Source organism: Ruegeria atlantica, assembly GCF_001458195.1.
In the GTDB taxonomy this organism is placed as follows: domain Bacteria; phylum Pseudomonadota; class Alphaproteobacteria; order Rhodobacterales; family Rhodobacteraceae; genus Ruegeria; species Ruegeria atlantica.
The window spans coordinates 93069-116378 of record NZ_CYPU01000072.1; the positions used below are offsets into that span (position 1 = coordinate 93069).

Consider the following 23310-nt stretch of genomic DNA (forward strand, 5'->3'; position numbering starts at 1 on the left):
CCAGAATGGCCGAACCGACGCATCGCGTTTTGATTCTTGGAAGTGCACCGGCCGCCGCTGCAGCTCGGGAGTGGTCTCGGGATCCGTTTAACCACATCGTTGCAATCAACAACGCCTGGCGTATCCGCGACGATTGGGATTTCCTCATCCATCCCGAGGACTTCCCTATCTGCAATCGCCCGGACGAACTGGTCCGCAGCCAAAGCATCGTCGAGGCGGATGAATACGTTCCGCATCAAAACAAGTTTGGCGGATTTGTCTATGCCGGTGGCACGATGGCGTTTACGGCTGGTTACTGGGCCTTGGCCGCGCTTCAGCCAGCCGTCTTGGCCTTTTTTGGCTGTGACATGATTTACCCGAATTCCGGCAAGACCCATTTTTACGGCAACGGAGCAGCCGACCCTTTGCGCGCTGATGTGACGCTGCGATCGCTCGAGGCAAAATCCGCCCGGTTGGCTTTGTTCGGTGCCGCGCAGAACTGCCGCGTGGTTCGACTGTCGCAGGGTGAAAGCCGGCTGGTCTTTCCTTCGGTGACGACTGACACCCTAATGTCTGACAGGCTGCTTTCGACAAAGGGTATGCAAGCGGCACTGCAGGCAGAGGCAAAGTTGAATTACTTCGTATCGTCTGGTCGCTATTGGGAGGAAGAAGAACGTTTCGACGCCGCTAGAATCGACCATTTGGATCGAATGTGGCTGGACGCGTATTGTCCGCAATCCTTGGAATACGTCGCCTGAAGCAATCGCTGATCAGGTCGCGAATTCAGCCCAGGCCCAGACCATGGCGATGTAAGTCAGGTTGTGCAGGCACTGGTCCAGACCCGCAGCCCGCCAAAACGCGGCTTGCGTCGGCATCAGTTGTTTTTTGTCCGAATAGCTGGCTTTGGCGAAATCAATATTGAAGTGAACAATCCATTCCAGTGCAGCAATGATCAAAATAAACGACCACGGCGCGCCAAAAATTAAAAAGACAATCACTGACCCGATGACATGCACGCCCGCATGCTGCGCACGGCCCACGTGAAAATACTCACCGCGCCCTGCCAACATTTTCGGAGTCTGGAGAAAAAAATCCGCAAACATATGTTTGATCTGCAACAAGCAGAGCATCAATAGCACTGCGCCTATACTGGCAGTCAAATGAGTCCTCCCGATATCGTCCCAGACAGAGTCTAGGCACTAATCTGTGGTTGCGCAAATGAACTTGTTCACACTCGGCAATTAACTGATCAGATTGGAAACTATTTGCCTCTTTTGGCTGGACTAAGGTAAATTCAGAGTGTTGGGTTTACGACACTTTCGTCAAGATCGTTTCGGTGATCCTTAGTAGGGGCAGGTTCCATAGAACGTTCAATTTTCCAGTTTATTTGGAAATACTCGAAACGCGACCAGTTGATTCTGCTGGCCGTGACCTCGACGTTGTTTCCACTACTTTATTTGACGCTCGAATTGCCCAAACGCATCATCAACGATGCGATTGGCGCGGCCAGCCCGGTTGTAGATGTCTGGGGTTATAGCCTGCCTCAGACGACATTCCTCATCATTCTGTGTATCGGGTTTCTGATCGCGGTGCTGGCGCATGGACTGATGAAAATGCGCATCAACACAATGAAAGGCGTGCTGAGCGAGCGTATGTTGCGCCGGTTCCGGTACGTGCTGATCAGCCGCGCGTTGCGTTTCCCTCAACCCTATTTCGAACGCGTCAGCCAAGGTGAGCTGGTGTCGATGGTCACCGCCGAAAGCGAGCCGATGGGCGGGCTCATGGGGGACGCGATCAGCCAACCGGTTTTGCAGGCGGGTCAGATGATCACCATCCTGTCCTTCCTGTTTCTGCAAAGCTTCTGGTTTGGGCTGGCGGCAGTCGCGCTGATCCCTCTGCAAGCCTGGCTGATTCCGAAACTGCAGCGTCAGATCAACCTTCTGAACAAAAAACGCATTCAAGAGGTTCGTCTGCTGGCCGCCCAGATCGGCGAGAACGCGGCGGGCGCGTCCACGTTGCGTGCCAATGGTGGGTGGCGATACCGCCGGGCGATGGTGTCTGAGCAGCTGGGGCGCCTTTTTGGTATCCGGTTCGAGATCTACCAGAAGAAGTTCTTTATGAAATTTATAAACAACTTCATCTCGCAGATGACGCCGTTCCTGTTCTATTTGGTTGGCGGTCTTCTGGTCCTGCAGGGGTCGGTTTCGCTTGGTGCGCTGGTTGCGGCCCTGGCTGCGTATAAGGATCTCAGCTCACCGTGGAAGGAACTGCTGACCTATTATAACCAGACACAGGACATGTCGCTGCGCTGGGACGTGGTGACGGAACGGTTTGCACCTTCCGGAATGCATGACGAAAAACTGTTCGATGGCGAACCCGAGGCCACGCCAAGGCTGAACGGTGACATCGTGCTCGACCATGTCTCGGTCCGCGATATGGACGGTAACCAGGTCCTGGATGATTTGGACCTGTCTTTTCCCAGCGGGAAAATCATCGGGATCGCGGCCCCCAGCGAAGAAGATCGCCGCGCTATGGCAGAGTTGCTGACGCGGGAAATTCTGCCCAGCTCGGGCCGGGTTCGGATCGGTGAAATCCGTTTGTCAGAGCTGCATCAAAGTGTTGTGGCCGCCCGTATTGGGTATGCTTCGTCACGACCCGTAATGTTCCAGGGTACGCTGGGCGACAACGTCATGATGCCGATGCGGTTCAAGCCACAGACATCCGAAACAAACGACCCCGGATATGATGAGACGTTGCGGGCCGGCAATAGCCCGGACCCCTTCAAGGCAAACTGGCTGGACCCGACGACTGCGGGATTGGACAGCGCTGAAGAGGTGCGCGACTGGTGGTTGAAACTGATTGACGGGATGGGTTCCGGCGCCGCGCTGTTTTTGCGCGGGGCCGAACAGGTCTTCGATGCCGCCGAGCATCCCGAGCTGGCCGACAAACTGGTCGAACTGCGACCTTTGGTTCAGGATGCGGTGAAAGCAACAGGGCTAGAGCAACAGGCCCTGATCTTTGACCGCAATCGCTATAACCCTGCCTTGCCGGTTGCGGAGAACTTGTTGTTCGCCACCCCCAAAGTCCCCGTCACACAAGAGCTTTTGGCGCAGCAGACCGTTTTCCTTGAGCAGTTGCGCGAATTTGGTCTGGACGAGACACTGGTGAGCCTGACACGCGATGTGATTGAGATGCTGCGCCAGATTTTTGGCCTGGACGGCACCGATCACCCGCTGTTTCGCAAACTGGGACTAGAGGCGCAAACGTACGAGGCTGCGGTCGAGCTTGTCGAAAAGACCCGGAACGAGGGCGTATCGGGGCTGAATGATGAACAGCTGGCAAACCTGCTGGCCGTTCCGTTTGTGATTTCGGCGGAACAGATCGGACCAGCCTTCACCGACGACCTCAAGGACCGCATTCTTGAGCTGCGACATAGCCATTCCGAAAAGCTGCTGGAGCGGTTGCTGGATGTATTTGTGCCCTTGGACAAATCAAAATTCGCGCCCGGATTGACAGTTCTGGAGAACGCCCTGTTTGGAAAGGTCAGTCAGATCGGCGGCGCCCGTTCGGACGAGGCGCGCAAACTGATCGTGGACGTATTGAACGAAAATGGTGCGCGCCCGTTGGTGGTCGAGCTGATCTATGACGTGCCGGTGGCGCTTGGCGGCCAAAACCTGCCAGCGGTCTTTGCTGAACCTCTGTCCTTTACGCGCGCGACGATCAAAAAACCGGATATCCTGATCCTTGAGGACGCGTTGGCCAGTTATGACATGGCCTCGAAAGTGGCCGTGTACAAAAATCTACGCGCTCTGCTGCCGGATACAACGGTGATCTACCTGAACGATCAGTTCGAAAACCCGAGCGTGTTCGACATGTATGTTGAAATCAGGCAAGGTCGGGTCGTCTCGGACGAAGGACCTGCGGACGTGGAAGAAGACAGTGCCGCCTCGGCTGACCTTTCGCGCAAGCTGCGCGCGCTGGAACAGACACCGCTGTTTTCCGGGCTGGATCGCCGACAGTTGCGCCTGCTGGCCTTTGGTGCGCGCTGGTTTGATGCCAAAGCAGGAGAGGTTGTTTTCCTCAAGGACGATCAGCCAACCGACGGTGCCTATGTGGTGCTGGACGGGGAAGCCGGGTTGTACCTTCCTCAGACCGACGGAGTGGATCAGTTGATTGCCACGGTCGGCCCCGGTGCCCTGGTCGGAGAGTTGGGTTTGATCCGCAAGGAACCTCGGGCGCTGAGCATGATCGCCGAAACGGAACTGTCGTGCCTGCGTATTGGTGAAGAGGAATTCCTGGCCGTGGTCGAAAACGACGCCGCAACTGCGTTCAAACTGTTGCAGGTGATCGCGGGCTACGTATCGAACTAAGCGTTATTCGCTGTCGGGGCTGCAGAACATATCGTAAAGAACAGCGATCACCTGCTCCGCGCCGTCGTTGTTCAGCGAGTAATAGATGGACTTTCCGTCCCTGCGCGTTGCAACAATGTTTTCAGCGCGCAAGCGCGCCAGCATCTGACTGACCGCAGCCTGACGGATACGCAACAAAGCCTCCAACTCACCCACGGATTTTTCGCCGTCGGCCAGATGGCACAAGATCATCAACCGACCCTCATGCGCGAGCGTTTTCAGAAACGCAGAGGCTCGAGCCGCGCTTTCTTTCATTTCAGATAGCGCAGCTTCGGTTTGTTCGGTTTGGTCGTCTTCAAGTGTCACGCGTTGCCTGTTTAATACCTATCGGTTGGGTCAATGTGCCCCAAGACCTATTGAGTTGTCACCCCTCGGTTGCAGGGGCACCACCTTGAAAGACGTTTCCGTTCACGTAATCGCAAGGCTCTTCCTGCATTTGCAGATGCAGGCCGTCACCATTGTAAGGGTGGGCCCGGGCAAGGTCTTCGTTTACCTCGATGCCCAGTCCCGGTGCGGTTGGGGCGGGGACAAATCCAGCCTCAACCCGCAATGAGCTGTAGATGAGTTGATCGTGAAACGGTGTATCAATGGTCTCAAGCAGCAGCAGGTTGGGGATGGAGGCGGCCAGATGGATATTGGCTGCCCATTCAACCGGACCGGCGTACAGGTGCGGGGCCATCTGGGCGTTGAAGACTTCGGCGATTGCGGCCACTTTCTTCATCTCCCATATTCCGCCGGCACGCCCCAGAGCGGGTTGGAGGATTTCCGCCGCCCCAGCCCGCAATACAGCGGCGAATTCGGCCTTGGTGGTCATGCGTTCACCGGTCGCGACCGGGATCCGAACGTTTCGCGCGACACGAGCCATATCTTCAATCATGTCCGGAGGTGTGGGTTCTTCGAACCAAAGCGGTGAATAGGGTTCAAGCGCCTGACCCAATCGGATTGCGCCCGCGGTGTTGAACTGACCGTGGGTGCCGAACAGCAGATCGGCTTTGTCGCCCACGGCCTCTCGGATCGCTTTGCAGAACGCAACAGACATCGAGATATCGGACATCGCAGGCATGTGCCCGCCCCGAACAGTGTAGGGCCCGGCGGGGTCAAACTTGACGGCTGTGAACCCGTGCTGAACCATTTCAGCGGCGCATTCGCCAGCTTGTTCAGGCGACGTCCAGAAATCGTTCAGGCTATGTTGGGGCAGGGGGTACAGATAGGTGTAGGCCCTTATGCGTTCGTTCACCAATCCCCCCAGCAAGGCATAGACCGGGCGATCGCGATCCTTGCCCAAGATATCCCAGCAGGCAATTTCCAGCCCGGAAAAAGCCCCCATGACCGTCAGATCGGGGCGCTGTGTAAACCCGCTGGAGTATGCTCGGCGGAACATCAGCTCAACGTTTTCGGGGTTCTCGCCCAGCATGTGCCGTTCAAACACGTCCCGAATGACATGGCGCATCGCTTCGGGGCCAACCGAGGATGCATAGCATTCCCCCCAGCCCGTGATCCCAGTATCGGTCGTGACTTTGACCAGAATCCAATACCGCCCGCCCCATCCGGGCGCAGGAGGGGCAGTGACAATGATGTCGAGGTCTTGCAGTTTCATCAGGTGGTCTCCTGCCCTGCCGGGTTAATCCCTGTCGAAAACGATCACGTTACGCTTGGCGGATCCGGTTTTGGTGTCCTCGATCGCTTCGTTGATCTGCGACAGCGACCACCGGCCCGAGATCAGCTCATCCAGTTTCAGGCGTCCCTGATCATAAAGGTCGATCATCCACGGAATATCCCGCTGAATGACAACATCGCCCATTTTTGATCCGATCAAACCCTGACCCAGCGCGGCCAGAACTACCGGCTCGTAGCTTGCCATATCCCCGGAGTGCGGCATCCCGATCATTACCGCCTTACCACCCGGACCCAAATAACGAGGGGCTTGGTCGTAGGCAGGAATCGCGCCGACGGTGATCAAAACGGCATCTGCGCCGCGACCCCCAAGCGCATTGTAAGCGGCCTTCCAGGGGGCTTTCTGATCGGCTAAAACGCCGTGGGTCGCGCCGAATTCCTTGGCAATGGTCAGCTTCTCTTCGGTCATGTCCACGGCCACAATCCGGCGTGCACCGGCGATGCGGGCGCCCTGAATTGCGTTCAGCCCGACACCTCCAGCACCAATCACCACCACATCCTGTCCGGGCCGCAGCCCGGCGGCGTTGACGGCGGCACCCACGCCGGTGATCACGCCGCAGGACAGCAGGCTGGCGACGTCTTTGGGCATCGACTGTGGTATTTTGACAATCTGCCGGTGGCTGACCACAACCTTTTCTGCAAAAGCTCCGCAAGCCATTGCCTGCTCCAGTGGTCCGCCATCTGCTGTGCGCAACGGCCCGTTGACTTTGTCGTAAGGCGTTTCGCAGACAGTTGGTTTCCCTCCCGCGCAAGAGGGGCACGAGCCACATGCCCGGATCAGGGTAACGACAACCGGGTCCCCAACCTGAAATTCACCTGCCGAGTCGCCGACCGCAGTGATAATGCCCGCTGCTTCGTGCCCGTAGACGGCAGGAAGATGCCCGCCCCACGCACCACCGGCAAATGAAATGTCCGAATGGCAAATTGCCACTGCATCTAGTGTCACCTCGACCTCATCTGACTTGGGCGGTGCGATCTTAATATCTTCGATGACCAGAGGTTCACCGAACGCCCGGCAAACGGCGGCTTTGATGGTTTGCATGCTGTCCCTCTCTCGCTTTGCGCTACGGTGGCGCGCTTATCGGGACGCTGCAAGGCGGAATCCGTCAAAGGGATGTCGTAGTTATGCCATGACCCCACGTGAACGGGAAAACACAAGAAGACAGATCACCATCATGACGAATGCCAAGAGGAATGGTGCGCCCGGCAAGTAGATCGCCGCGTCGGGTTTAATAAACTGGGCGAACACGCTGGTCATGAGCAACGGTGCGATGACCATCGACAAAGCGTGCAAGGATGTCAGCACCCCCTGCAGTTCACCCTGTTGCGAGTCGGGCGTCTTGCGCGACATCAGGGCCTGCAGGGCAGGGGTCACAACCGCTCCGATCGCGGTGATCGGGATCAGCATCAGGGCAATGATCCCATTGGTCAGAAAGGCCAGAAGAAAAAAGCTAAACAGCTCGAACCCCATGCCGTAGATGATTGTGATGCGTTCCCCCAAATACTTGGTTGCGGGACGGATCAGGCCGCCCTGAACGGCCGCCATGCCGATCCCGTAGACGCCCAGTGACAGGCCGATCATTTGTGGAGACCAGCCGAACCGTTCGGTTGTGAAATACGCCCAAATTGCCGGGTAGACATAGATCGATATTGAGTACAGGAGATAGACCCACAGCATCGGCCGGATCCCGGGCAACGCGGCAATCGCGCGCAACGAGTTCACTGGGTTTGCCCGCCTCAGGCTGAAGGCCCGGCGCGTCTTGTCGGTGACCGTCTCGGGCATGACACATACACCGATGACGAAGGCGAGGGCAGACAAGCCCGCCGAAGCCCAAAATGGTGCACGTGTGCCATATTCGCTCAGCAGCCCACCAAGTACTGGGCCAAAGACAAACCCGACGCCAAATGCTGCGCCCAATAGACCAAAGTTTGCAGCCTTTTCGTGGGGTTTCGACACATCCGCCATGAAGGCCGCCGCCGTTGCATGCGTGGCAGCCGTAATGCCTCCGACGATGCGTCCGGCCAACAGCAACCAGATGCTGCCCGCAAGCGCCATGACAACATAGTCCAGTGACATGACGAACAGCGAGACCAGCAATACCACCCGTCGCCCGTAAGCATCCGAAAGGTTACCCAGAACCGGTCCGAACACAAATTGCATGGCGGCAAACGCGGTGCTGAGGATGCCACCCCAGATCGCAGCTGTCGCCAATGTGCCGCCCTGAACCTCGACGATCAGTTCCGGCATGATAGGCAAGACAAGGCCGATGCCCATGGCGTCGATCATGACCGTGAGAAGGACGAAGAAAAAGGGAAGACGCATTTGAACCGCAAGGATGAGAATTTGGGCGGACCTTATCCGCAGAAAATGCAGGTTGAAAGGGATGTGCTCAGACTTGTGACCCTGGCAGGTCTTTTGCAATTTTGTCCAACAAATCGGCGAGTTTTTGGGGTTGCGCAAAAAACGGGGAATGCGACGTGGCAATCGTATGCCGCATAGCTTCGGGTGCTTTATGGCTCATCTGTTCCTGGTATTCAGTCGGAATTGTCCGGTCCTTGGTTGTCCGAATATAAGCCTTGGGAACCCGGTCAAATTTGTCGCTCAGGGACAGGGGGGTGTCCTGCGGTGCGATGGCTTGAGGGCACAAGCGCGCAAACGCGTACGGCACCGTTTTGGGTGGGCAGTCATGATAGAACAGATCGTGCATTTTGTCCGGCTTAAACATGTACGACTGACCGTCGGTTGATTTTTCGACGGCATCATGGATTGTCTGCCGGGGTGCGCGTCTGCGCATTTCTACCATCGACAGGCCATCTTGCGGGACGTAAGCGGCAAGGTAGACAAGGGCGCGCATGGCCTCCGGCGCGGCTTCGGCCGCGGCACTGATCGGGTAGCCACCCCAGGAATGACCGACAATGATTGTATTGCGCGAGGTCGCATCCAAAATCGTGTCCCGACAGCTGTCCAACGTCACATCGGCAACAGGCGTCGGATCCGATCCGTGGCTTGGCAGGTCAATGGCGCGTACCTCGTGCCCCAGCGCTTCCAACGCCGGGATAAGGTCGCGCCAACACCAGGCACCGTGGCAGGACCCATGGACTAATAGAAGATCGGCCAAACCAAGGCTCCTTCAAACATGTCCGATTTCGGTCAGAAAGCTGTGCAGCAATGCCGCGTATTCTGCCGGCTGTTCCACACAAGGCAAGTGCCCAGCGCGTCGCATCAGCTCGAACCGAGAGCCGGGGATCAGGTCAACGGTTTCCCGCACAAGATCCGGTGGGGTCGATCCGTCTTCGCTGCCGGCGATGCCAAGGGTCGGCAGGCGTAGGTCACTGGTGGGGGTGTAGAAGTCTGTGCCAGAGATTGCCGCGCAACAGCCCAGATAGCCATCCACTGGCTGGCGCACCATCATGTTGCGCCAAAGCAGATGCTCGGGCGATGCGCGGAATGCCTTGGAAAACCAGCGCTCCATGGTTGCATCAGCCAGGGCCTCGATCCCGCCCTTTTGTACCGCGTCCATGCGGTCCTGCCAGATCGAAGGGATCCCGATCTTGGCTGCGGTGTTGGACAGCACCAAAGCGCGGACCTGATCCAGACGTTTGACGGCCAGCCCTTGTCCGATCAGTCCGCCGATCGAAAGGCCGACAAAAACGCAATCGCGCACCTCCAGAAAATCAAGCAGATCTTCCGTATCGCGCACGAGGGCGCCCATCGAATAAGGCGCCGGGGGTTGAGAGGAAAGGCCGTGCCCTCGCTTATCAAAACGGATGATGCGCAGCCCGGCAGGCAGGTGCGGCAGCAAATCGTCCCACAGCCGCAGGTCGGTTCCCAGAGAATTGGCAAACACAATTGGCGCGCCGCCTGGATCACCATCAACCCGATAGTGGATTTGCACGTTTCCAATGTCTGCGATCTGCACGACTCAATCCCCTGGCGTCATACGCCCAATAGTAAGGTTGCCTCAGCCCAAACGGCTTGTCAGGTCAGGTATTCCAGTGCTTGCCCAAAGACCTCGGGGTCGGCGTTGCCGCCCGATGCTACTACGATCACAGTGTCGCCCTCGATTTTCTCGGCGCGGAAAAGGGCTGAGGCCAGCGATACTGCCCCGCCCGGTTCCAGCACGATCTTGAGGCGCAAAAACGCCTGCGCCATGGCGCGAAGCGCGTCTTCCTCGGACACCGACAGGCCTGGGCCGCACAGCCGGTTCAGGATCGGAAAGGTAATCTGGCCCGGTTGCGGCGTCAGGATTGCATCGCAGATATTGCCCGATGCTGCTTTGTTGCTTTGAATGTACCCTGTTGCCAAAGACCGTTTGACATCGTCGAACCCCTGAGGCTCGCACGGGCGCGCGCGCAGCCCCGGCGCGTGGCCTTCCAGCGCCAGCGCAATACCTGAGGTCAACCCGCCGCCGCCGCAGCACACAAGAACATCCGCCTTCTCGATACCCAAATCGGCCGTCTGCCGCGCCAACTCCAACCCGACTGTGCCTTGTCCTGCGATGACCAAAGGTTCGTCGTAAGGCCGGATCAGGGTCAGACTGCGTTGGGACGCCAGTGCCTCGCCAATTTCTTCGCGGCTTTCGTTCGCGCGGTCATACAGAACGACCTCGCCCCCCAGCGCGCGGGTGTTGTTGATCTTTAGCTGCGGTGCGTCAGAGGGCATGACGATGACCGATGAAATCCCGTGCTGTGCGGCCGCATAGGCCACGCCCTGCGCGTGATTGCCCGAAGAATAGGCAATCATGCCGCGTTGTCGTTGCGCGTCGCTGAGCGCCGAAATGGCCGACCAAGCGCCGCGAAACTTGAAGCTGCCGGTGTGTTGCAGGCACTCGGGTTTCACCAGCACGCGGCGGCCCGCGATTTCGTCCAAAAACGGCGAGGTTAGAATCGGTGTCTCGCGAACATGCCCTCTGAGGCGCTCGGCGGCGGCCTCAATCATTTCAAGTGTGCTCATGCGGTGACCAGTACCTTGCGAATGAGTTCTACCGACTGTGGTTCATCCAGAAACGGAGGATGACCACGGTCGGGTATTTCTGCCGATATAAGATCAGGGTGGCGGTTGTGCATTTCAGTCAGCGTGTCTTTGCCCAAAATATCCGAATTTGCGCCGCGAATGACGCCGGTTGGAATGCCCTGCAGTGCTTCAAACAGGGGCCACAGGTCAGGGGCGGGCCCTACAGCGGCCTGTTCCAGAAGCGCTGTACGCAACGCAGGATCATAGCTGAGGGTTAGACCATCAGGCGTTTCGTGGAATTGGACTTCCGCCTGCTGCCGCCAACGCGCTAGTGACACGCCGGGAAATTGGGGCCCCAAGACGTGCTGCAACGCCCGAGCCGCCAAATCATATGTTTTGGAAACGGGCTGCTTGCCGACAAATTCCATGATCTCGGCGATACCCGATGGTTCCAGCACCGGACCGACGTCGTTCAGAACAACGCTCAACAACCTTTCGGGATGGCTGGCGGCTAGCGCCATGGCAATCAGTCCCCCACGCGAGGTGCCTATGACATTCACACGTTCCAAACCAAGACGGTCCAGCAACTCGATCGCGTCTTGGGATTCGCGAAGGACGTTGTACTTCATGAAGTCCGGGTCATGGTCCGAGCGTCCGCGACCGCGGTAATCCATCGCAATTACTCGCATGTCGCCCAGATGCGGCGTGAGGAACGAAAAATCCTTGCTGTTGCGGGTCAACCCAGCAAGGCAAAGCACATGCGCACCAGAGCCGGTGTCCTCGAAAAAAAGACGCCTGTCATCTGACGAAGTGAAAAATGCCATTAAAGTCCAGCCAGTTGCGGAATCGTCATTAGGTCGGACAGTACATGCGCAGGTTTCCATGGCAAGCGGTCCATCGGCTCCCCGGCGCGATTGACCCAGGCGGTTACAAAGCCATACCCGCTGGCACCAGCCGCGTCCCAGCCGTTTGAACTGACGAACAGCACCTCGTCTCGGGCGCAGCTGAAACGCTCTTGCACAAGGTCGTAGACACGCGAGTCCGGTTTGAACACGCCGACGCTTTCCACCGACAACACATCGTCCAAAACCTCTCCGATACCCGCAGACTGGACCGCGCCGTCCAGCATCGGTGGTGAGCCGTTCGACAAAATCGCTGTTTGCAATCCACCCGATTTCAATGCGCGCAGCATTTCCGGAACTTCCGGGTAAGCCTGCAATTCCCAGTAGAGATCCAGCAGCCGTTGCCGCAGGGTGGCGTCGCCGTGTAACTCAGTCGCCTCGAGCGCCCAGTCGAGACCATCCTGGGTAACATCCCAGAAATCTGAATGGGCGTCCGTAACCGCGCGCAGCCAGGTGTACTGCAGCTGTTTCAGGCGCCAATGATTGGCCAGTTCGGGCCATTTCTGTCGCAGTTTCTCAAAGCCCGGTTCATCGGCCGCCTGCCGTGCGGCGGCGGCCACGTCGAACAATGTCCCATAGGCATCAAAAACGCAGGTTGTGATTGGCATCCGGTCCCCTCCTGATCGTCCGGCGCAGGTTTGCACAACAATAACGGGCATGAAAGAGGGTGGGGTTTACAATATCGTGTTACCTCCTAGGCTTGGCCGCTAAACCCCAAAAAAGGCCGGAGACCAATATGACCGAAATCAAACAAGGCGACACGGTTCGCATCCATTACACAGGAACGCTGTTGGACGGAAACGTCTTTGACAGTTCCGAAGGACGTGACCCGCTGGAATTCGTCGTTGGCACGGGCCAGATTATCCCGGGTTTGGATTCGGCGATGCCGGGTTTGAACATTGGCGACAAAAAGCGGGTCGAGATCGCCTGCGTGGACGCCTATGGCCCGATCAACCCCGCGGCGCGCCAGCAAATCCCGCGCGAAGGCATTCCGGACGATATTCCGCTGGATCCCGGCACCCAATTGCAGATGCAAACGCCGGACGGACAGGCCGTTCCGGTAACGGTGGTAGAGGTCGATGAAGCAACCGTCACGCTGGATGCCAACCATCCATTGGCCGGCCAGGATCTGATATTTGATATCGAGGTCGTTTCGATCAACTGATCTAGGAAACGAGTCGGATCAGCCTGTTATGAGGCTGATCCAGGCATTAACGGTTTCCCGCATCTGCGGCTGTGTGAAAAACACAAACAACAATAGGGTGGTCAGGGCCAATAACGCGACAATGCCACGCGTGCCCCGAAATCCGGATCTGCGGCGCGACCGGATGCTGCGAGTGTTGCTGGAAAGGATATGTTCGGCTTTGCTCATGCCGATATCCCTGCCCGTGAAAGATGGTGAAATCTTGGCACCGGCAGGGAAAGAACGGGTCACATGTGATCGGGCTGAGGCATACCCAAAACGTGGAAGCCACCATCAACGCGGATGATCTCACCCGACGTGCATGCTCCCGCATCTGAAGTGAGGTAAACGGCCGTGCCGCCAACAGCCTCGAGCGTAGCGTTCGAGCGCATGGGCGCGTTCTGATCGCAGAATTTGTAAGTCTTGCGGGCACCGCCGATTGCAGCACCTGCCAATGTTTTCATCGGGCCAGGCGATATCGCGTTGACGCGAATGCCTTCCGGGCCCAGATCATTGGCCAGATAGCGGGTCGCCGATTCCAGCGCGGCCTTGGCCACCCCCATAACGTTATAGTTCGGAACAACCTTGTTCGATCCCTGATACGTCAGGGTCAGCAGCGTGCCGCCATTCTCTTGCATCAGGGGATAGGCGCGGCGCGCGACCTCGATGAAGGAATACGCCGACACGTCCAGCGAGTGCTTGAAGTTGGCACGCGTGGTGTTCAGAAAACGTCCCGTCAGTTCGGATTTGTCCGAATATGCGATCGCATGAACCACGAAGTCGATGTTGGGCCAGCGCGCGCCAAGCTCTTCGAATGCGCGATCCAGTGAGGCGTCATCCGTGACGTCCGCGTCCACCATGAAATCACTGCCCAGGCTTTGCGCCAACGGTTCAAGACGCTTTCCGAAGGCTTCGCCCTGATAGGTGAATGCCAGTTCAGCACCGGCCTCATGCATGGCTTTGGCAATGCCCCACGCGATCGAGCGGTCATTGGCCACGCCCATGATCAGGCCGCGTTTACCTTTTAGAAGATCCGACATTACATTCACCCGTTATACTTCGACAGAATCATGGAGCCGTTGGTGCCGCCAAAGCCGAAGCTGTTGGTCATCACACTGTCCAATCCTGCGTTTTCAACTACCTGAGTTGCAATTTCACCGGGCAAGATGCCTTCGGCAAGCGTGTCGACATTGATCGACGGCGTAATAAAATCATTTTCCAGCATCAGCAGGCAGAAGATCGCCTCAAGCGCGCCTGCGGCACCCTGTGCGTGTCCGGTCATCGACTTGGTCGATGAAATCGGGGGCACGTTGCCTTCACCAAAGATGCGCCGCACGGCTTCAACCTCTCCCACGTCTCCGACCGGGGTCGATGTGCCGTGGGCATTGATGTAACCGACCTTGCGGTCTTCTGGCAGCGTCGAAAGGGCCAGACGCATCGCGCGTTCGCCACCTTCACCGGACGGGGCCACCATGTCATGGCCATCCGACGTGGCCGCATAACCGGTCACTTCGGCATAAATCTTTGCGCCACGGGCCAGTGCGTGCTCCAGATCCTCAAGAACGACGATCCCGCCGCCGCCCGAGATGACGAACCCATCGCGGTCCTGATCGAATGCGCGGGAAGCTTTTTCCGGGGTGTCGTTGTACTTGGAGGACATGGCACCCATCGCGTCAAACAGACAAGACAGTGTCCAGTCCAGCTCTTCTCCGCCCCCTGCGAACATCACGTCCTGTTTGCCCAGCATGATCTGTTCCGCTGCGTTGCCGATGCAATGCAGCGAAGTGGAACAGGCCGAGGTGATCGAATAGTTGATACCTTTGATCTTGTACGCGGTCGCCAGGTTGGCCGAGATCGTCGAACACATGCATTTCGGCACTGCGAAGGGGCCGATGCGCTTAGTTGCGCCCGTTTTCAGAACAGTTTGATGCGCGGTCAGCATTGCGCTGGTCGACGGGCCGCCGGAACCGGCAACCAAACCGGTGCGGGGGTTCACGACCTGATCCTCGGTCAGGCCCGCGTCGGCGATTGCCTGGTTCATGGCGATATGTGCGTATGCTGCACCGGGACCCATGAAGCGAAGGGTACGCTTGTCTACATGCTCAGCCGGATCAATCTTAAGCGTTCCGGCGATTTGGCTGCGAAAGCCGTGTTCGACCATCTGCTCGTTGGCCTCGATGCCGGACTTTCCGGCCTTGAGAGAGGCCATTACTTCCTGGGCATTGTTCCCGATGGAGGACACGACCCCCAAACCGGTGACAACTACTCGACGCATGTGCGTGCTCCTTATTTCGGGCCGGTCAGGCTCAGGCTTCGGACAGAACGACTTTCATGTCTTTGACATCGTAAATCATTTCACCGTCCGCTTCGACGATACCATCCGCCACACCCATGGTCAGACGGCGGGTCTGGATCGCTTTTTTGAAGTCGATCTTGTAGGTCAGCATCTTGCGGTCGGGGCGGACCATGCCGGTCAGCTTGACCTCTCCGACGCCTACGGCCATGCCGCGTCCCTGCCAGCCACGCCAGCCCAGGTTGAAACCGGTCAGCTGCCACAGGCCATCCAGCCCCAGACAGCCGGGCATGATCGGGTTGCCGGGGAAGTGGCAATCAAAGAACCACAGGTCAGGGGTGATGTCGAATTCAGCCAGAATATGGCCTTTGCCATGCGCGCCACCATCGGCCGAGATGTCGGTGATCCGATCCATCATCAGCATCGGAGGTGCAGGCAATTGCGCATTGCCGGGGCCGAATAATTCGCCACGGGCGCATTTCAGCAGATCGTCCTTGTCAAAGCTGCTCGGGAATTGGGCCATTCTGCCGCCTCTCCTGCCAGGGGTCCGTTCGTTATATCTGGCCTCGTCTAGCACCCGTATGCAAGGTCCTGCAAGAGCAGCACGTCACATCCTGTTGTGCAGACGGCATTCTTTGCGAATGAATTTCATTTGAAATTACCCGAACACAGCACCTATATATGGTTCAGCAACAATTGGGTTTCGGATTGATGACACCTCAGAGCCAGAACAGAGCCACAGATTGGTTGGTTGACGCGGGGCTGCGCCCGACGCGCCAGCGTGTCGCTTTGGCCGAGCTTTTAGTCGGCGATGGACGCCATCGGCACGTCACTGCCGAAAGCCTGTTTGAGGCGGCCAAAAAGAATGGGGACGCGGTATCTCTGGCAACGGTCTACAACACGCTGCGCGCGTTTTGTGATGCCGGAGTTCTGCAGGAGATTACGGTTGATGGTTCGAAAAGCTATTTCGATACCAATACCCACGATCATCCGCACTTTTTCTGGGAAGACGAAAGCCGCCTGAGCGATGCGCCGTCGGATCAATTGGTGATTCAACGCCTGCCCGAAGCGCCCGAGGGCGTTGAGATCGCGTCGGTCGATGTGGTGATCCGTCTGCGGAAAAAATAACTCAGGCCAAAAACTCCATCAGAATCTGTTCCGCCTGCGCGATGTGTGGCTCTGTAGGGCCGGTGCCATGACGGGCCAGAACCACAGGTTCCGCAGCGATGTCATCCAGGATTCGATGGCTGACCAGGGGCATTCCGTCATAGCTGAGGTCCGAGGGCGGGGTGGCATAGCTGATCGCAACCCCCTCATGATGAGCGGCAAGACTGCGCTGGATTTCCAGCGTTGCCGCCCGGTGTGCCACTGAAGGTCGCAATCCGATCTGCCGAAACAGTCCAAGCACGTGCTGTGATGAGAGGCCTTCGTTTGACAGGATCAGCGGATGGGCGGCCAGCTCGCTCAGCGAAACAGACGGCGCGCGCACCAATGGGTGGTCCGGGGCCATGATGGCGTTTGGCCTGCTGGGGAAAAGGGTTTGCTGTTGAAATCCGGCATCCATGCTCAGGCCGTAAGTCAGCGCCAAATCTATGCGCCCGTCGATCAGGTCAGATATCAGCCCCTCGAACCCATCCACCTTGTACGAGACGGTCAAATCCGGCAGTGCCACGCGCAGCGGGCGCAGCGCCTTGGCCAGCAAAAACGGGGCCAAATCCACGAAACACCCCAATCGCAACTGTGCCCTGGTTGCACTGACTTGATCCGCTTTCTCAAGCCGGGCCGCATTGGTCAGCAAGTTTTCCGCGTCTTCGATAAATCTGCGTCCTTGCGGGGTAAGCGCCAGCGCGGCCCCGCGTTTTCGCGAAAATAACGGATGGCCAAGACGCGATTCGACGCGCGTCAGAGCGGTGGACAGCGCCGGTTGTGACACGTTCAGCTGCTGCGCGGCGGCAGACAAGCTGCCGAAGCGGCCGATAGCACAGACATATTCGTATTGGCGAAGTGAAATATATAACATGAAATTAAACCTACCTTAGAAAGATATTATTTGAACAGAGGGGTCATCCATGTGCAGATCGTCGTACCACCGGCACGGAGACGGACATGACGCACCCCTTGGTTACTCACGAAATGATCGACACCTATCAACGGGACGGCGTGGTCCTGATCAAAGGGCTATTTGCCGATCACGTTGAGGCCCTGCGCGAAGGGGTGGCAGCGAATATGGCGGATCCCGGACCTTATGCATCCGAGAACAAGAAAAAAGGCCAGACGGGTCGGTTTTTCGACGATTATTGCAATTGGTCTCGCATTGAACAATTTCAGACGGTAATTCACGAATCCCCGGCGGCAGAAGTCGCGGCAGATTTGATGCAGTCGGATACAGTGCAGATGTTCCACGACCACGTTTTGGTCAAAGAGCCCGGAACCGCGATGGCGACGCCGTGGCATCAGGATGGGCCCTATTACTTTGTTGAAGGGCAGCAAACGATCAGCTTTTGGTCGCCGCTTGATCCGGTCACGCAAGCCACACTGCGCTGTGTGGCAGGCTCGCATCGGTGGGAGAAAGAGGTCCTGCCGACCCGCTGGGTGTCGGAAGATGGGTTCTTTCCAGACGAAGGCCAGTACATCCCGGCCCCGGACCCGGATGCCGAAGGGATGCGGGTTGTAGAGTTCGAGATGGAGCCGGGCGACGCGGTTGCTTTCAACTATCGCACGCTTCACGGTGCGCGAGGAAATCAATCCGACAGCCGCCGCCGCGCGTTTTCACTGCGTCTGGTTGGTGACGATGCGCGATATGTCGAGCGGCCAGGCCGGACATCGCCGCCGTTTCCGGGGCATGACATGGTTCCGGGCCAGCGCTTGCGCGAGGATTGGTTTCCGATGTTGCTGCGGCGGTGATCAGACGCCGGATAGGTCATTGAGGTGGGTCAGAACCACTGGCCGGTTTCGATCAACCCCATCTCAAGCAACTGATTTGACGACCATTCGAACGGAACCGAATTGCGCCAGCGGAATGTCGGAATGTCAAAAGTAGATCCTGCGTTGGTTTTCAAGGCTTTGGCTGCCCGGAACGAACACACTGCAGCCGTTAGGTTGTGGTGCCACGGGCAGGAATACGTGTTGTATTCTTCGTCGTTGAACGTGTGATCCGGCCGCAATGACAATCCTTGCTTGGATTTGAATAGGGCGATCCGATCAATTCGGCGGCTTTGTGCGGGAACGTGTTCCTCGAACCGCCATCGCAAACCACCAGACATATTCAGCTGGCGCTCCTTCGGGTGCTTTATCGAATCCAGCCGCGCTTGGGCGAAATACCCGGTGCGATCCATCATCGCGTGTTCAGGTGCGACGCCGTTCGGGAATTCGTTCAGATCCTCGGCATAAAGATCGACAACGTGGCTCAGCATCGAGTCGCGGCGTTCTTCGGTGTGAAACGCCAGCATTTCACCGATTGTGCGCGTCTCGCAAAAGGGAAAAAAGAGGTACTCGGCGTTGAAGCAGTAATACATCCACAAACTTGTCGCCGCCTGAATGATCTTGTTGATCGTCTCAAACACGACGCTGCGCGGGACGCAGCTGAGAGAGACGCGGTGAACTCGGTCCTCAAGCTCGGGGTCCAGCGCAAATTCCTGCGGCATGAAAACGATCAGGGACTTGAAGCCCAGATTCAGATGGTGACGGATAGTGCTGTCAGTTTCGACGTCATCTTCGACAAAAACCAACGCGAGGGGGCCCTTTGCCAAAGCGGCCTTGCCCGTTTGCAGGAAAGAGTCGAGAGATTCGTATTGCATTGCCTGTCCGCTGCCGCCTTGCTGGAGTTTCGGGCCAAAATCGGGTAATCGCGTCGCCATTGCAAGCGGCGTTCGTAGGGTATAGATGACGCCGATCCCGCGAATGCAAAGGCCGTTTTCATGTCAGAACCCAAAAAGCTGTACATCAAGACCTATGGTTGCCAGATGAACGTATACGACAGCGAGCGTATGGCGGAAACGCTGGGCGGTCAGGGTTACGTGGAAACCAAGAGCCCCGATGATGCGGATATGATCCTGCTGAACACCTGCCATATTCGGGAAAAAGCTGCGGAAAAAATCTATTCCGAGCTTGGCCGGTTTAAAGGTTTGAAGACCGAAAAGCCCGACCTCAAGATCGGTGTTGCTGGATGTGTTGCACAGGCAGAAGGCGAAGAGATTATGCGCCGCCAGCCGATTGTTGACCTTGTTGTCGGTCCGCAAAGCTATCACCGCCTGCCCGAGATGGAGGCGAAGACGCGCACCGGTGCCAAGGCGCTGGACACGGAATTCCCCGAAGAAGACAAATTCGAAAAACTTAAAAACCGCCCCAAGGCAAAACGCGGACCGACCGCATTTCTGACGGTGCAGGAAGGCTGCGACAAGTTCTGTGCCTTCTGCGTGGTGCCGTATACGCGTGGTGCCGAAGTCAGCCGTCCCGCCGATCGTATCCTGCGCGAGGCGAACGATCTGGTCGAACGCGGGGTGCGCGAAATCACTCTGCTGGGGCAGAACGTCAATGCCTATCACGGCGCTGGTCCGAATGGTGACATGACGCTGGCCGGTCTGATCTGGGAGCTGAACAAGGTCGACGGGCTGGAGCGGATCCGGTTCACCACCTCACATCCCAACGACATGGCCGATGACCTGATCGAGGCGCACGGGACGTGCGACAAGCTGATGCCTTATCTGCATCTGCCCGTTCAGTCGGGTTCAGATCGCATCCTCAAGCGAATGAACCGCAGCCACACCGCCGAGAGCTATCTGCGCCTGATCGAGCGTATTCGCGCCGCGCGCCCGGATATCGTGATGTCCGGCGACTTTATCGTCGGCTTCCCTGAAGAGACCGAAGAGGATTTTCAGGCCACCATGGATTTGGTGGAAGAGGTCAAATACGGATATGCGTATTCGTTCAAATACTCGACCCGCCCCGGAACACCGGCGGCTGAGCGGTCTCAGGTTGATCCTAAGGCTGCGGACGACCGTCTGCAGCGGCTTCAGGGGTTGATTACCCGTCACCAGCGCGAGATTCAGGACGCGATGGTTGGCCGGGACGTGAAAGTGCTGTTTGAAAAACCGGGTCGTCTGCCAGGTCAGATGGTCGGAAAATCCGAGTATCTTCATTCGGTTCACGTATCTGACGCTGATGTTGCGGTGGGCGAATTGCGCGATGTCCGGATCATGTCATCGGGCGCAAATTCATTGGCGGGCGCGTTGCAGTAACGTGTCCACTACTTGGATTTTGAAAAACATACGGTTTTGTTAATTCCAAATTTACCCTTGATTTATTACTCGGAATTATGTTCCGAGAAAAATCAGGTTGCTAAAAACCAGGTTGCTTAAGGGTCGAGTGTTTTGTTCCTTTGGGAAACCTCATCTCTTGCCGATGGGATGGGCAGGTCGGTGAATGGAAAGGGTACGAGTGAAGACTTTGAAACGTTTTTCTGGGCGGCTGTTGAAATCCGCCCTTACCACCGCGACCGCTGTTTCGGTGCTTCCCGGTGTGACCGCTGCAGGCAATCTGGATCAAGGTCTCTCTGACCCTCCTGTCGTCAACCCAAAACGGTTCGGCAGTGACGTCAGCGCCTTTTATCTGGGTGCTACGGGTGGGTACGCTTTCGGGGGCGACGATCGATTTGGACTGACTGGACCCGGCGGAACCTCGGAAGTAGGCGACCTGGACCTGAGCGGTTCGTTGGGTGGCGTGCGTGCCGGGTGGCGCGGCGTTTTGCCTGCGCGCGGCGGGCGCGACTATGTTTACGGATTTGAGCTTGGGTACGAGTTCGGCTCGCTAAGCGATGACGCCTCCAACCAGATCAACGGTCAGACGGTCACGGGCGGGTCCGAAATATCGGACGTGTTCTCGATTCGGCTGCGCAATGGCCTGACCAATAAAAGCGGTACAGTGTTGTATTTTGTGTCGGCTGGATATGTGAATGGTGACATCAACACAACAAGCAGACAGGCCGTCCAAGGGGGCTTTCAATTCTTCGAAAGTGGCGGCCGACGCAGCGGCTTTACCGCCAGCATCGGGGCCGAGCATAACCTGACCGAACACTGGTCGATCACAGGTGAGTTCGAATACGTTCAGTTCAGCGCGGAAGACGTGGATTTCGGCAATGGAACCTCAACCAGATCGACGCCGAAATATCGCGGTCTGAAGCTGGGTTTGAACTATCGGTTCTGACACGCCGACTAAAACAGCGGCGCCAACAGGTACCGCGCACGGGTCGGGCGCATTGGCGGTTTTGCCATTTGGGCGGAAAAAATGAAACTGTGGCTTGCGCCCACCAAGACTTCCTGTCTACGCTCAAGGTGAAACGCCAAGACAGGAGAGCGGATTGGCCATCGGTGCCCTAAACCCACCGCAAGATGAAATGCCTCAGCGCGAAGCGTTTGTTGAGTTTCCAGACAACCGATTGTTAATAGACCTGTGCGGGGAATATGACCGCAATCTGACAGATATTGAGCAAAAGCTATCTGTTCAAATTGTGCGCCGCGGGAATCAGCTGGCCGTTATGGGTGACGAAGACGCCCAGAAGCAGGCCATCGAGGTTTTGCAGGCGCTATACACGCGCCTGGAAGGCGGACGTGACGTCGAAGCGGCCGATGTGGACCGCGAACTGCGTATGGGTGGCTCAGAGACGGGAACCGGCAGCCGCGACGGTGATCAGCTTGAGATGTTCAGAGGCGGCACGGTCGAAATCAAGACGCGCAAGAAACTGGTCGAGCCGCGCACGGATGCGCAAAAGGCTTATGTCCAGTCGCTGTTCCAGAACGAACTGGCCTTTGGAATTGGCCCTGCCGGTACAGGTAAGACCTATCTTGCCGTGGCCGCTGGCGTGTCGATGTTTATCGGAGGCCATGTTGATCGGATCATTCTCAGCCGGCCTGCAGTCGAAGCTGGCGAAAAGCTGGGCTATCTGCCCGGTGATATGAAAGACAAAGTCGATCCTTACATGCAGCCGCTTTACGACGCATTGAATGACTTTCTTCCGGGAAAGCAGCTGGCCAAGCTGATCGAAGAAAAGCGAATCGAAATCGCGCCGCTGGCCTTCATGCGAGGACGTACGCTGGCGAACGCGTTTGTTGTGCTGGATGAAGCTCAGAACGCCACGACCATGCAGATGAAAATGTTCCTGACGCGTCTGGGTGAAGGAAGCCGAATGGTGATCACCGGTGACCGCTCTCAGGTTGACCTGCCGCGCGGTGTTCAGTCAGGGCTGGCCGATGCCGAGCGTTTGTTGAATACGATACCAAACATCAGCTTCAACTACTTCACATCCAAGGATGTTGTGCGCCACCCGCTTGTGGCCGCCATTATCGAAGCGTATGAGGCCGACTCGGGCCGCGAGAAAGCATAGTCGTCCCGGTTGCGGCCACAGGGCTTTGGACACGGTGAGATGAACCTGGAAGTGACGATCGAAGATGCGCGCTGGCAACAGCTTGAACCGTTGGCTGCGCGCGCGATAAAGGCTGTTTTGGACTTTTGCGATCTGGACGCCGAGCTGTGCGAAGTCAGCCTGCTGGCCTGCGATGATGCGCGAATTGCTGATCTGAACGCGGAATTTAGGGAAAAGCCCACTCCGACCAATGTGCTGAGTTGGCCTGCCGAAGATCTGGCCGCTGATGAAGCGGGGCAGAGACCAGACCGACCCACGCCAGACTTTACGGGCGAAATCGCGCTGGGCGACATTGCGATATCTTTCGATACTTGTGCCCGTGAAGCAGCCGACGCCAGCAAAACCATGGACGATCACGTCACGCATCTGATCATTCACGGAGTGTTGCACTTGCTGGGCTATGACCACATCCGGGACCCCGACGCCACTTTGATGGAAGGGGTCGAGGTCGAGATACTTGGCAAAATGGGTATAGATCACCCATATAGTATGTAATAGT

Annotated in this window: 25 protein-coding genes; 9 read left to right on the forward strand and 16 right to left on the reverse strand. The window is 57.4% G+C overall.

Annotated features, from left to right (window positions below; genetic code table 11):
* Positions 1-5: 5 nt before the first annotated feature.
* On the forward strand, positions 6-737 hold the full coding sequence (locus RUA4292_RS21445) for a hypothetical protein (protein ID WP_058279447.1): 732 nt from the start codon (positions 6-8) through the stop codon (positions 735-737).
* Positions 738-749: 12 nt separating this feature from the next.
* Here the strand turns inward: RUA4292_RS21445 and RUA4292_RS21450 are convergent, their stop codons facing one another.
* The gene (locus tag RUA4292_RS21450) at positions 750-1109 is read right to left on the reverse strand and encodes a DUF3307 domain-containing protein (RefSeq protein WP_370737425.1); all 360 of its coding nucleotides are present in this window, start codon (positions 1107-1109) and stop codon (positions 750-752) included.
* A gap of 243 nt (positions 1110-1352) precedes the next feature.
* Here RUA4292_RS21450 and RUA4292_RS21455 point away from each other — a divergent pair, with 243 nt between their 5' ends.
* A complete protein-coding gene (locus RUA4292_RS21455) occupies positions 1353-4349 on the forward strand; it encodes a cyclic nucleotide-binding domain-containing protein (RefSeq protein WP_199520033.1) in 2997 nt (998 codons plus the stop codon).
* A gap of 3 nt (positions 4350-4352) precedes the next feature.
* Here the strand turns inward: RUA4292_RS21455 and RUA4292_RS21460 are convergent, their stop codons facing one another.
* The 9 genes from RUA4292_RS21460 to RUA4292_RS21500 all read right to left on the reverse strand — a co-directional run bounded on the left by RUA4292_RS21460 (position 4353) and on the right by RUA4292_RS21500 (position 12526).
* Positions 4353-4643, reverse strand: a complete 291-nt coding sequence (locus tag RUA4292_RS21460) for an ArsR/SmtB family transcription factor (protein ID WP_058279534.1) — start codon at positions 4641-4643, stop codon at positions 4353-4355.
* A gap of 109 nt (positions 4644-4752) precedes the next feature.
* On the reverse strand, positions 4753-5985 hold the full coding sequence (locus tag RUA4292_RS21465; RefSeq protein WP_058279449.1) for a mandelate racemase/muconate lactonizing enzyme family protein: 1233 nt from the start codon (positions 5983-5985) through the stop codon (positions 4753-4755).
* A gap of 24 nt (positions 5986-6009) precedes the next feature.
* Positions 6010-7104, reverse strand: coding sequence for a Zn-dependent alcohol dehydrogenase (locus RUA4292_RS21470; RefSeq protein ID WP_058279450.1), 1095 nt, complete (start codon positions 7102-7104; stop codon positions 6010-6012).
* A gap of 81 nt (positions 7105-7185) precedes the next feature.
* Positions 7186-8385 (reverse strand): TCR/Tet family MFS transporter, encoded by a 1200-nt coding sequence (locus RUA4292_RS21475; RefSeq protein WP_058279451.1) that lies wholly within the window; start codon positions 8383-8385, stop codon positions 7186-7188.
* A gap of 67 nt (positions 8386-8452) precedes the next feature.
* Positions 8453-9181 carry an alpha/beta fold hydrolase gene (locus RUA4292_RS21480; RefSeq protein WP_058273146.1) on the reverse strand — a complete coding sequence of 243 codons (729 nt, stop codon included), beginning with the start codon at positions 9179-9181 and terminating at the stop codon, positions 8453-8455.
* 12 nt (positions 9182-9193) lie between these two features.
* Complete coding sequence (gene pcaD, locus RUA4292_RS21485; protein ID WP_058279452.1) at positions 9194-9982, reverse strand: 3-oxoadipate enol-lactonase; 789 nt, start codon at positions 9980-9982, stop codon at positions 9194-9196.
* A 59-nt stretch (positions 9983-10041) separates the two neighbouring features.
* Complete coding sequence (locus tag RUA4292_RS21490; protein WP_058279453.1) at positions 10042-11016, reverse strand: threonine ammonia-lyase; 975 nt, start codon at positions 11014-11016, stop codon at positions 10042-10044.
* Positions 11013-11840, reverse strand: a complete 828-nt coding sequence (locus RUA4292_RS21495; RefSeq protein ID WP_058279454.1) for an alpha/beta fold hydrolase — start codon at positions 11838-11840, stop codon at positions 11013-11015. Before RUA4292_RS21495 ends, RUA4292_RS21490 begins: the two co-directional genes overlap by 4 nt.
* A complete protein-coding gene (locus tag RUA4292_RS21500) occupies positions 11840-12526 on the reverse strand; it encodes a haloacid dehalogenase type II (RefSeq protein WP_058279535.1) in 687 nt (228 codons plus the stop codon). The genes RUA4292_RS21495 and RUA4292_RS21500 overlap by 1 nt, the downstream gene beginning before the upstream one ends.
* 128 nt (positions 12527-12654) lie before the next feature.
* Here RUA4292_RS21500 and RUA4292_RS21505 point away from each other — a divergent pair, with 128 nt between their 5' ends.
* Complete coding sequence (locus RUA4292_RS21505) at positions 12655-13083, forward strand: FKBP-type peptidyl-prolyl cis-trans isomerase (protein ID WP_058273150.1); 429 nt, start codon at positions 12655-12657, stop codon at positions 13081-13083.
* Between the two features lie 18 nt (positions 13084-13101).
* On the opposite strand, the gene RUA4292_RS21510 is transcribed toward RUA4292_RS21505, so the two are convergent.
* The 4 genes from RUA4292_RS21510 to fabA are packed head-to-tail and all read right to left on the reverse strand — an operon-like array spanning position 13102 to position 15917.
* Positions 13102-13353, reverse strand: coding sequence for a hypothetical protein (locus tag RUA4292_RS21510; RefSeq protein WP_058279455.1), 252 nt, complete (start codon positions 13351-13353; stop codon positions 13102-13104).
* The gene (locus RUA4292_RS21515; RefSeq protein ID WP_058279456.1) at positions 13350-14141 is read right to left on the reverse strand and encodes an enoyl-ACP reductase FabI; all 792 of its coding nucleotides are present in this window, start codon (positions 14139-14141) and stop codon (positions 13350-13352) included. Before RUA4292_RS21515 ends, RUA4292_RS21510 begins: the two co-directional genes overlap by 4 nt.
* Before the next feature lie 5 nt (positions 14142-14146).
* Positions 14147-15376 (reverse strand): beta-ketoacyl-ACP synthase I, encoded by a 1230-nt coding sequence (gene fabB / locus RUA4292_RS21520; RefSeq protein ID WP_058279457.1) that lies wholly within the window; start codon positions 15374-15376, stop codon positions 14147-14149.
* Between the two features lie 31 nt (positions 15377-15407).
* Complete coding sequence (fabA, locus tag RUA4292_RS21525; protein WP_058279458.1) at positions 15408-15917, reverse strand: bifunctional 3-hydroxydecanoyl-ACP dehydratase/trans-2-decenoyl-ACP isomerase; 510 nt, start codon at positions 15915-15917, stop codon at positions 15408-15410.
* A gap of 188 nt (positions 15918-16105) precedes the next feature.
* Here fabA and irrA point away from each other — a divergent pair, with 188 nt between their 5' ends.
* Positions 16106-16522: an iron response transcriptional regulator IrrA gene (irrA, locus tag RUA4292_RS21530; RefSeq protein ID WP_058273233.1), complete on the forward strand. Its 417-nt coding sequence runs from the start codon at positions 16106-16108 to the stop codon at positions 16520-16522.
* 1 nt (position 16523) lies between these two features.
* Here irrA and RUA4292_RS21535 read toward each other — a convergent pair whose 3' ends face one another.
* Positions 16524-17414 carry a LysR family transcriptional regulator gene (locus tag RUA4292_RS21535; RefSeq protein WP_058279459.1) on the reverse strand — a complete coding sequence of 297 codons (891 nt, stop codon included), beginning with the start codon at positions 17412-17414 and terminating at the stop codon, positions 16524-16526.
* 86 nt (positions 17415-17500) lie between these two features.
* On the opposite strand from RUA4292_RS21535, the gene RUA4292_RS21540 reads away from it, so the two are divergent.
* Positions 17501-18298 carry a phytanoyl-CoA dioxygenase family protein gene (locus RUA4292_RS21540; RefSeq protein ID WP_058279460.1) on the forward strand — a complete coding sequence of 266 codons (798 nt, stop codon included), beginning with the start codon at positions 17501-17503 and terminating at the stop codon, positions 18296-18298.
* A gap of 29 nt (positions 18299-18327) precedes the next feature.
* On the opposite strand, the gene RUA4292_RS21545 is transcribed toward RUA4292_RS21540, so the two are convergent.
* A complete protein-coding gene (locus tag RUA4292_RS21545; RefSeq protein ID WP_058279536.1) occupies positions 18328-19191 on the reverse strand; it encodes a hypothetical protein in 864 nt (287 codons plus the stop codon).
* Between the two features lie 120 nt (positions 19192-19311).
* Between RUA4292_RS21545 and miaB the strand changes: the two genes are divergently transcribed.
* The 4 genes from miaB to ybeY all read left to right on the forward strand — a co-directional run bounded on the left by miaB (position 19312) and on the right by ybeY (position 23306).
* Positions 19312-20631, forward strand: coding sequence for a tRNA (N6-isopentenyl adenosine(37)-C2)-methylthiotransferase MiaB (gene miaB / locus RUA4292_RS21550; protein ID WP_058279461.1), 1320 nt, complete (start codon positions 19312-19314; stop codon positions 20629-20631).
* Between the two features lie 208 nt (positions 20632-20839).
* Positions 20840-21595 (forward strand): outer membrane protein, encoded by a 756-nt coding sequence (locus tag RUA4292_RS21555; protein ID WP_233493513.1) that lies wholly within the window; start codon positions 20840-20842, stop codon positions 21593-21595.
* Between the two features lie 154 nt (positions 21596-21749).
* The gene (locus RUA4292_RS21560) at positions 21750-22772 is read left to right on the forward strand and encodes a PhoH family protein (protein WP_058273235.1); all 1023 of its coding nucleotides are present in this window, start codon (positions 21750-21752) and stop codon (positions 22770-22772) included.
* A 39-nt stretch (positions 22773-22811) separates the two neighbouring features.
* On the forward strand, positions 22812-23306 hold the full coding sequence (gene ybeY / locus RUA4292_RS21565; RefSeq protein WP_058279462.1) for an rRNA maturation RNase YbeY: 495 nt from the start codon (positions 22812-22814) through the stop codon (positions 23304-23306).
* Positions 23307-23310 lie beyond the last annotated feature (4 nt).

Coding starts and splice junctions, on each gene's coding strand:
- RUA4292_RS21470 (WP_058279450.1), bottom strand. CDS start 7,104: ATGCAAACCATCAAAGCCGCCGTTTGCCGGGCGTTCGGTGAACCTCTG.
- RUA4292_RS21450 (WP_370737425.1), bottom strand. CDS start 1,109: ATGCTCTGCTTGTTGCAGATCAAACATATGTTTGCGGATTTTTTTCTC.
- RUA4292_RS21490 (WP_058279453.1), bottom strand. CDS start 11,016: ATGAGCACACTTGAAATGATTGAGGCCGCCGCCGAGCGCCTCAGAGGG.
- fabA (WP_058279458.1), bottom strand. CDS start 15,917: ATGGCCCAATTCCCGAGCAGCTTTGACAAGGACGATCTGCTGAAATGC.
- RUA4292_RS21540 (WP_058279460.1), top strand. CDS start 17,501: ATGACGCACCCCTTGGTTACTCACGAAATGATCGACACCTATCAACGG.
- RUA4292_RS21535 (WP_058279459.1), bottom strand. CDS start 17,414: ATGTTATATATTTCACTTCGCCAATACGAATATGTCTGTGCTATCGGC.
- irrA (WP_058273233.1), top strand. CDS start 16,106: ATGACACCTCAGAGCCAGAACAGAGCCACAGATTGGTTGGTTGACGCG.
- RUA4292_RS21495 (WP_058279454.1), bottom strand. CDS start 11,840: ATGGCATTTTTCACTTCGTCAGATGACAGGCGTCTTTTTTTCGAGGAC.
- RUA4292_RS21515 (WP_058279456.1), bottom strand. CDS start 14,141: ATGTCGGATCTTCTAAAAGGTAAACGCGGCCTGATCATGGGCGTGGCC.
- RUA4292_RS21445 (WP_058279447.1), top strand. CDS start 6: ATGGCCGAACCGACGCATCGCGTTTTGATTCTTGGAAGTGCACCGGCC.
- RUA4292_RS21465 (WP_058279449.1), bottom strand. CDS start 5,985: ATGAAACTGCAAGACCTCGACATCATTGTCACTGCCCCTCCTGCGCCC.
- RUA4292_RS21475 (WP_058279451.1), bottom strand. CDS start 8,385: ATGCGTCTTCCCTTTTTCTTCGTCCTTCTCACGGTCATGATCGACGCC.
- fabB (WP_058279457.1), bottom strand. CDS start 15,376: ATGCGTCGAGTAGTTGTCACCGGTTTGGGGGTCGTGTCCTCCATCGGG.
- miaB (WP_058279461.1), top strand. CDS start 19,312: ATGTCAGAACCCAAAAAGCTGTACATCAAGACCTATGGTTGCCAGATG.
- RUA4292_RS21500 (WP_058279535.1), bottom strand. CDS start 12,526: ATGCCAATCACAACCTGCGTTTTTGATGCCTATGGGACATTGTTCGAC.
- RUA4292_RS21460 (WP_058279534.1), bottom strand. CDS start 4,643: ATGAAAGAAAGCGCGGCTCGAGCCTCTGCGTTTCTGAAAACGCTCGCG.
- RUA4292_RS21505 (WP_058273150.1), top strand. CDS start 12,655: ATGACCGAAATCAAACAAGGCGACACGGTTCGCATCCATTACACAGGA.
- ybeY (WP_058279462.1), top strand. CDS start 22,812: ATGAACCTGGAAGTGACGATCGAAGATGCGCGCTGGCAACAGCTTGAA.
- RUA4292_RS21545 (WP_058279536.1), bottom strand. CDS start 19,191: ATGCAATACGAATCTCTCGACTCTTTCCTGCAAACGGGCAAGGCCGCT.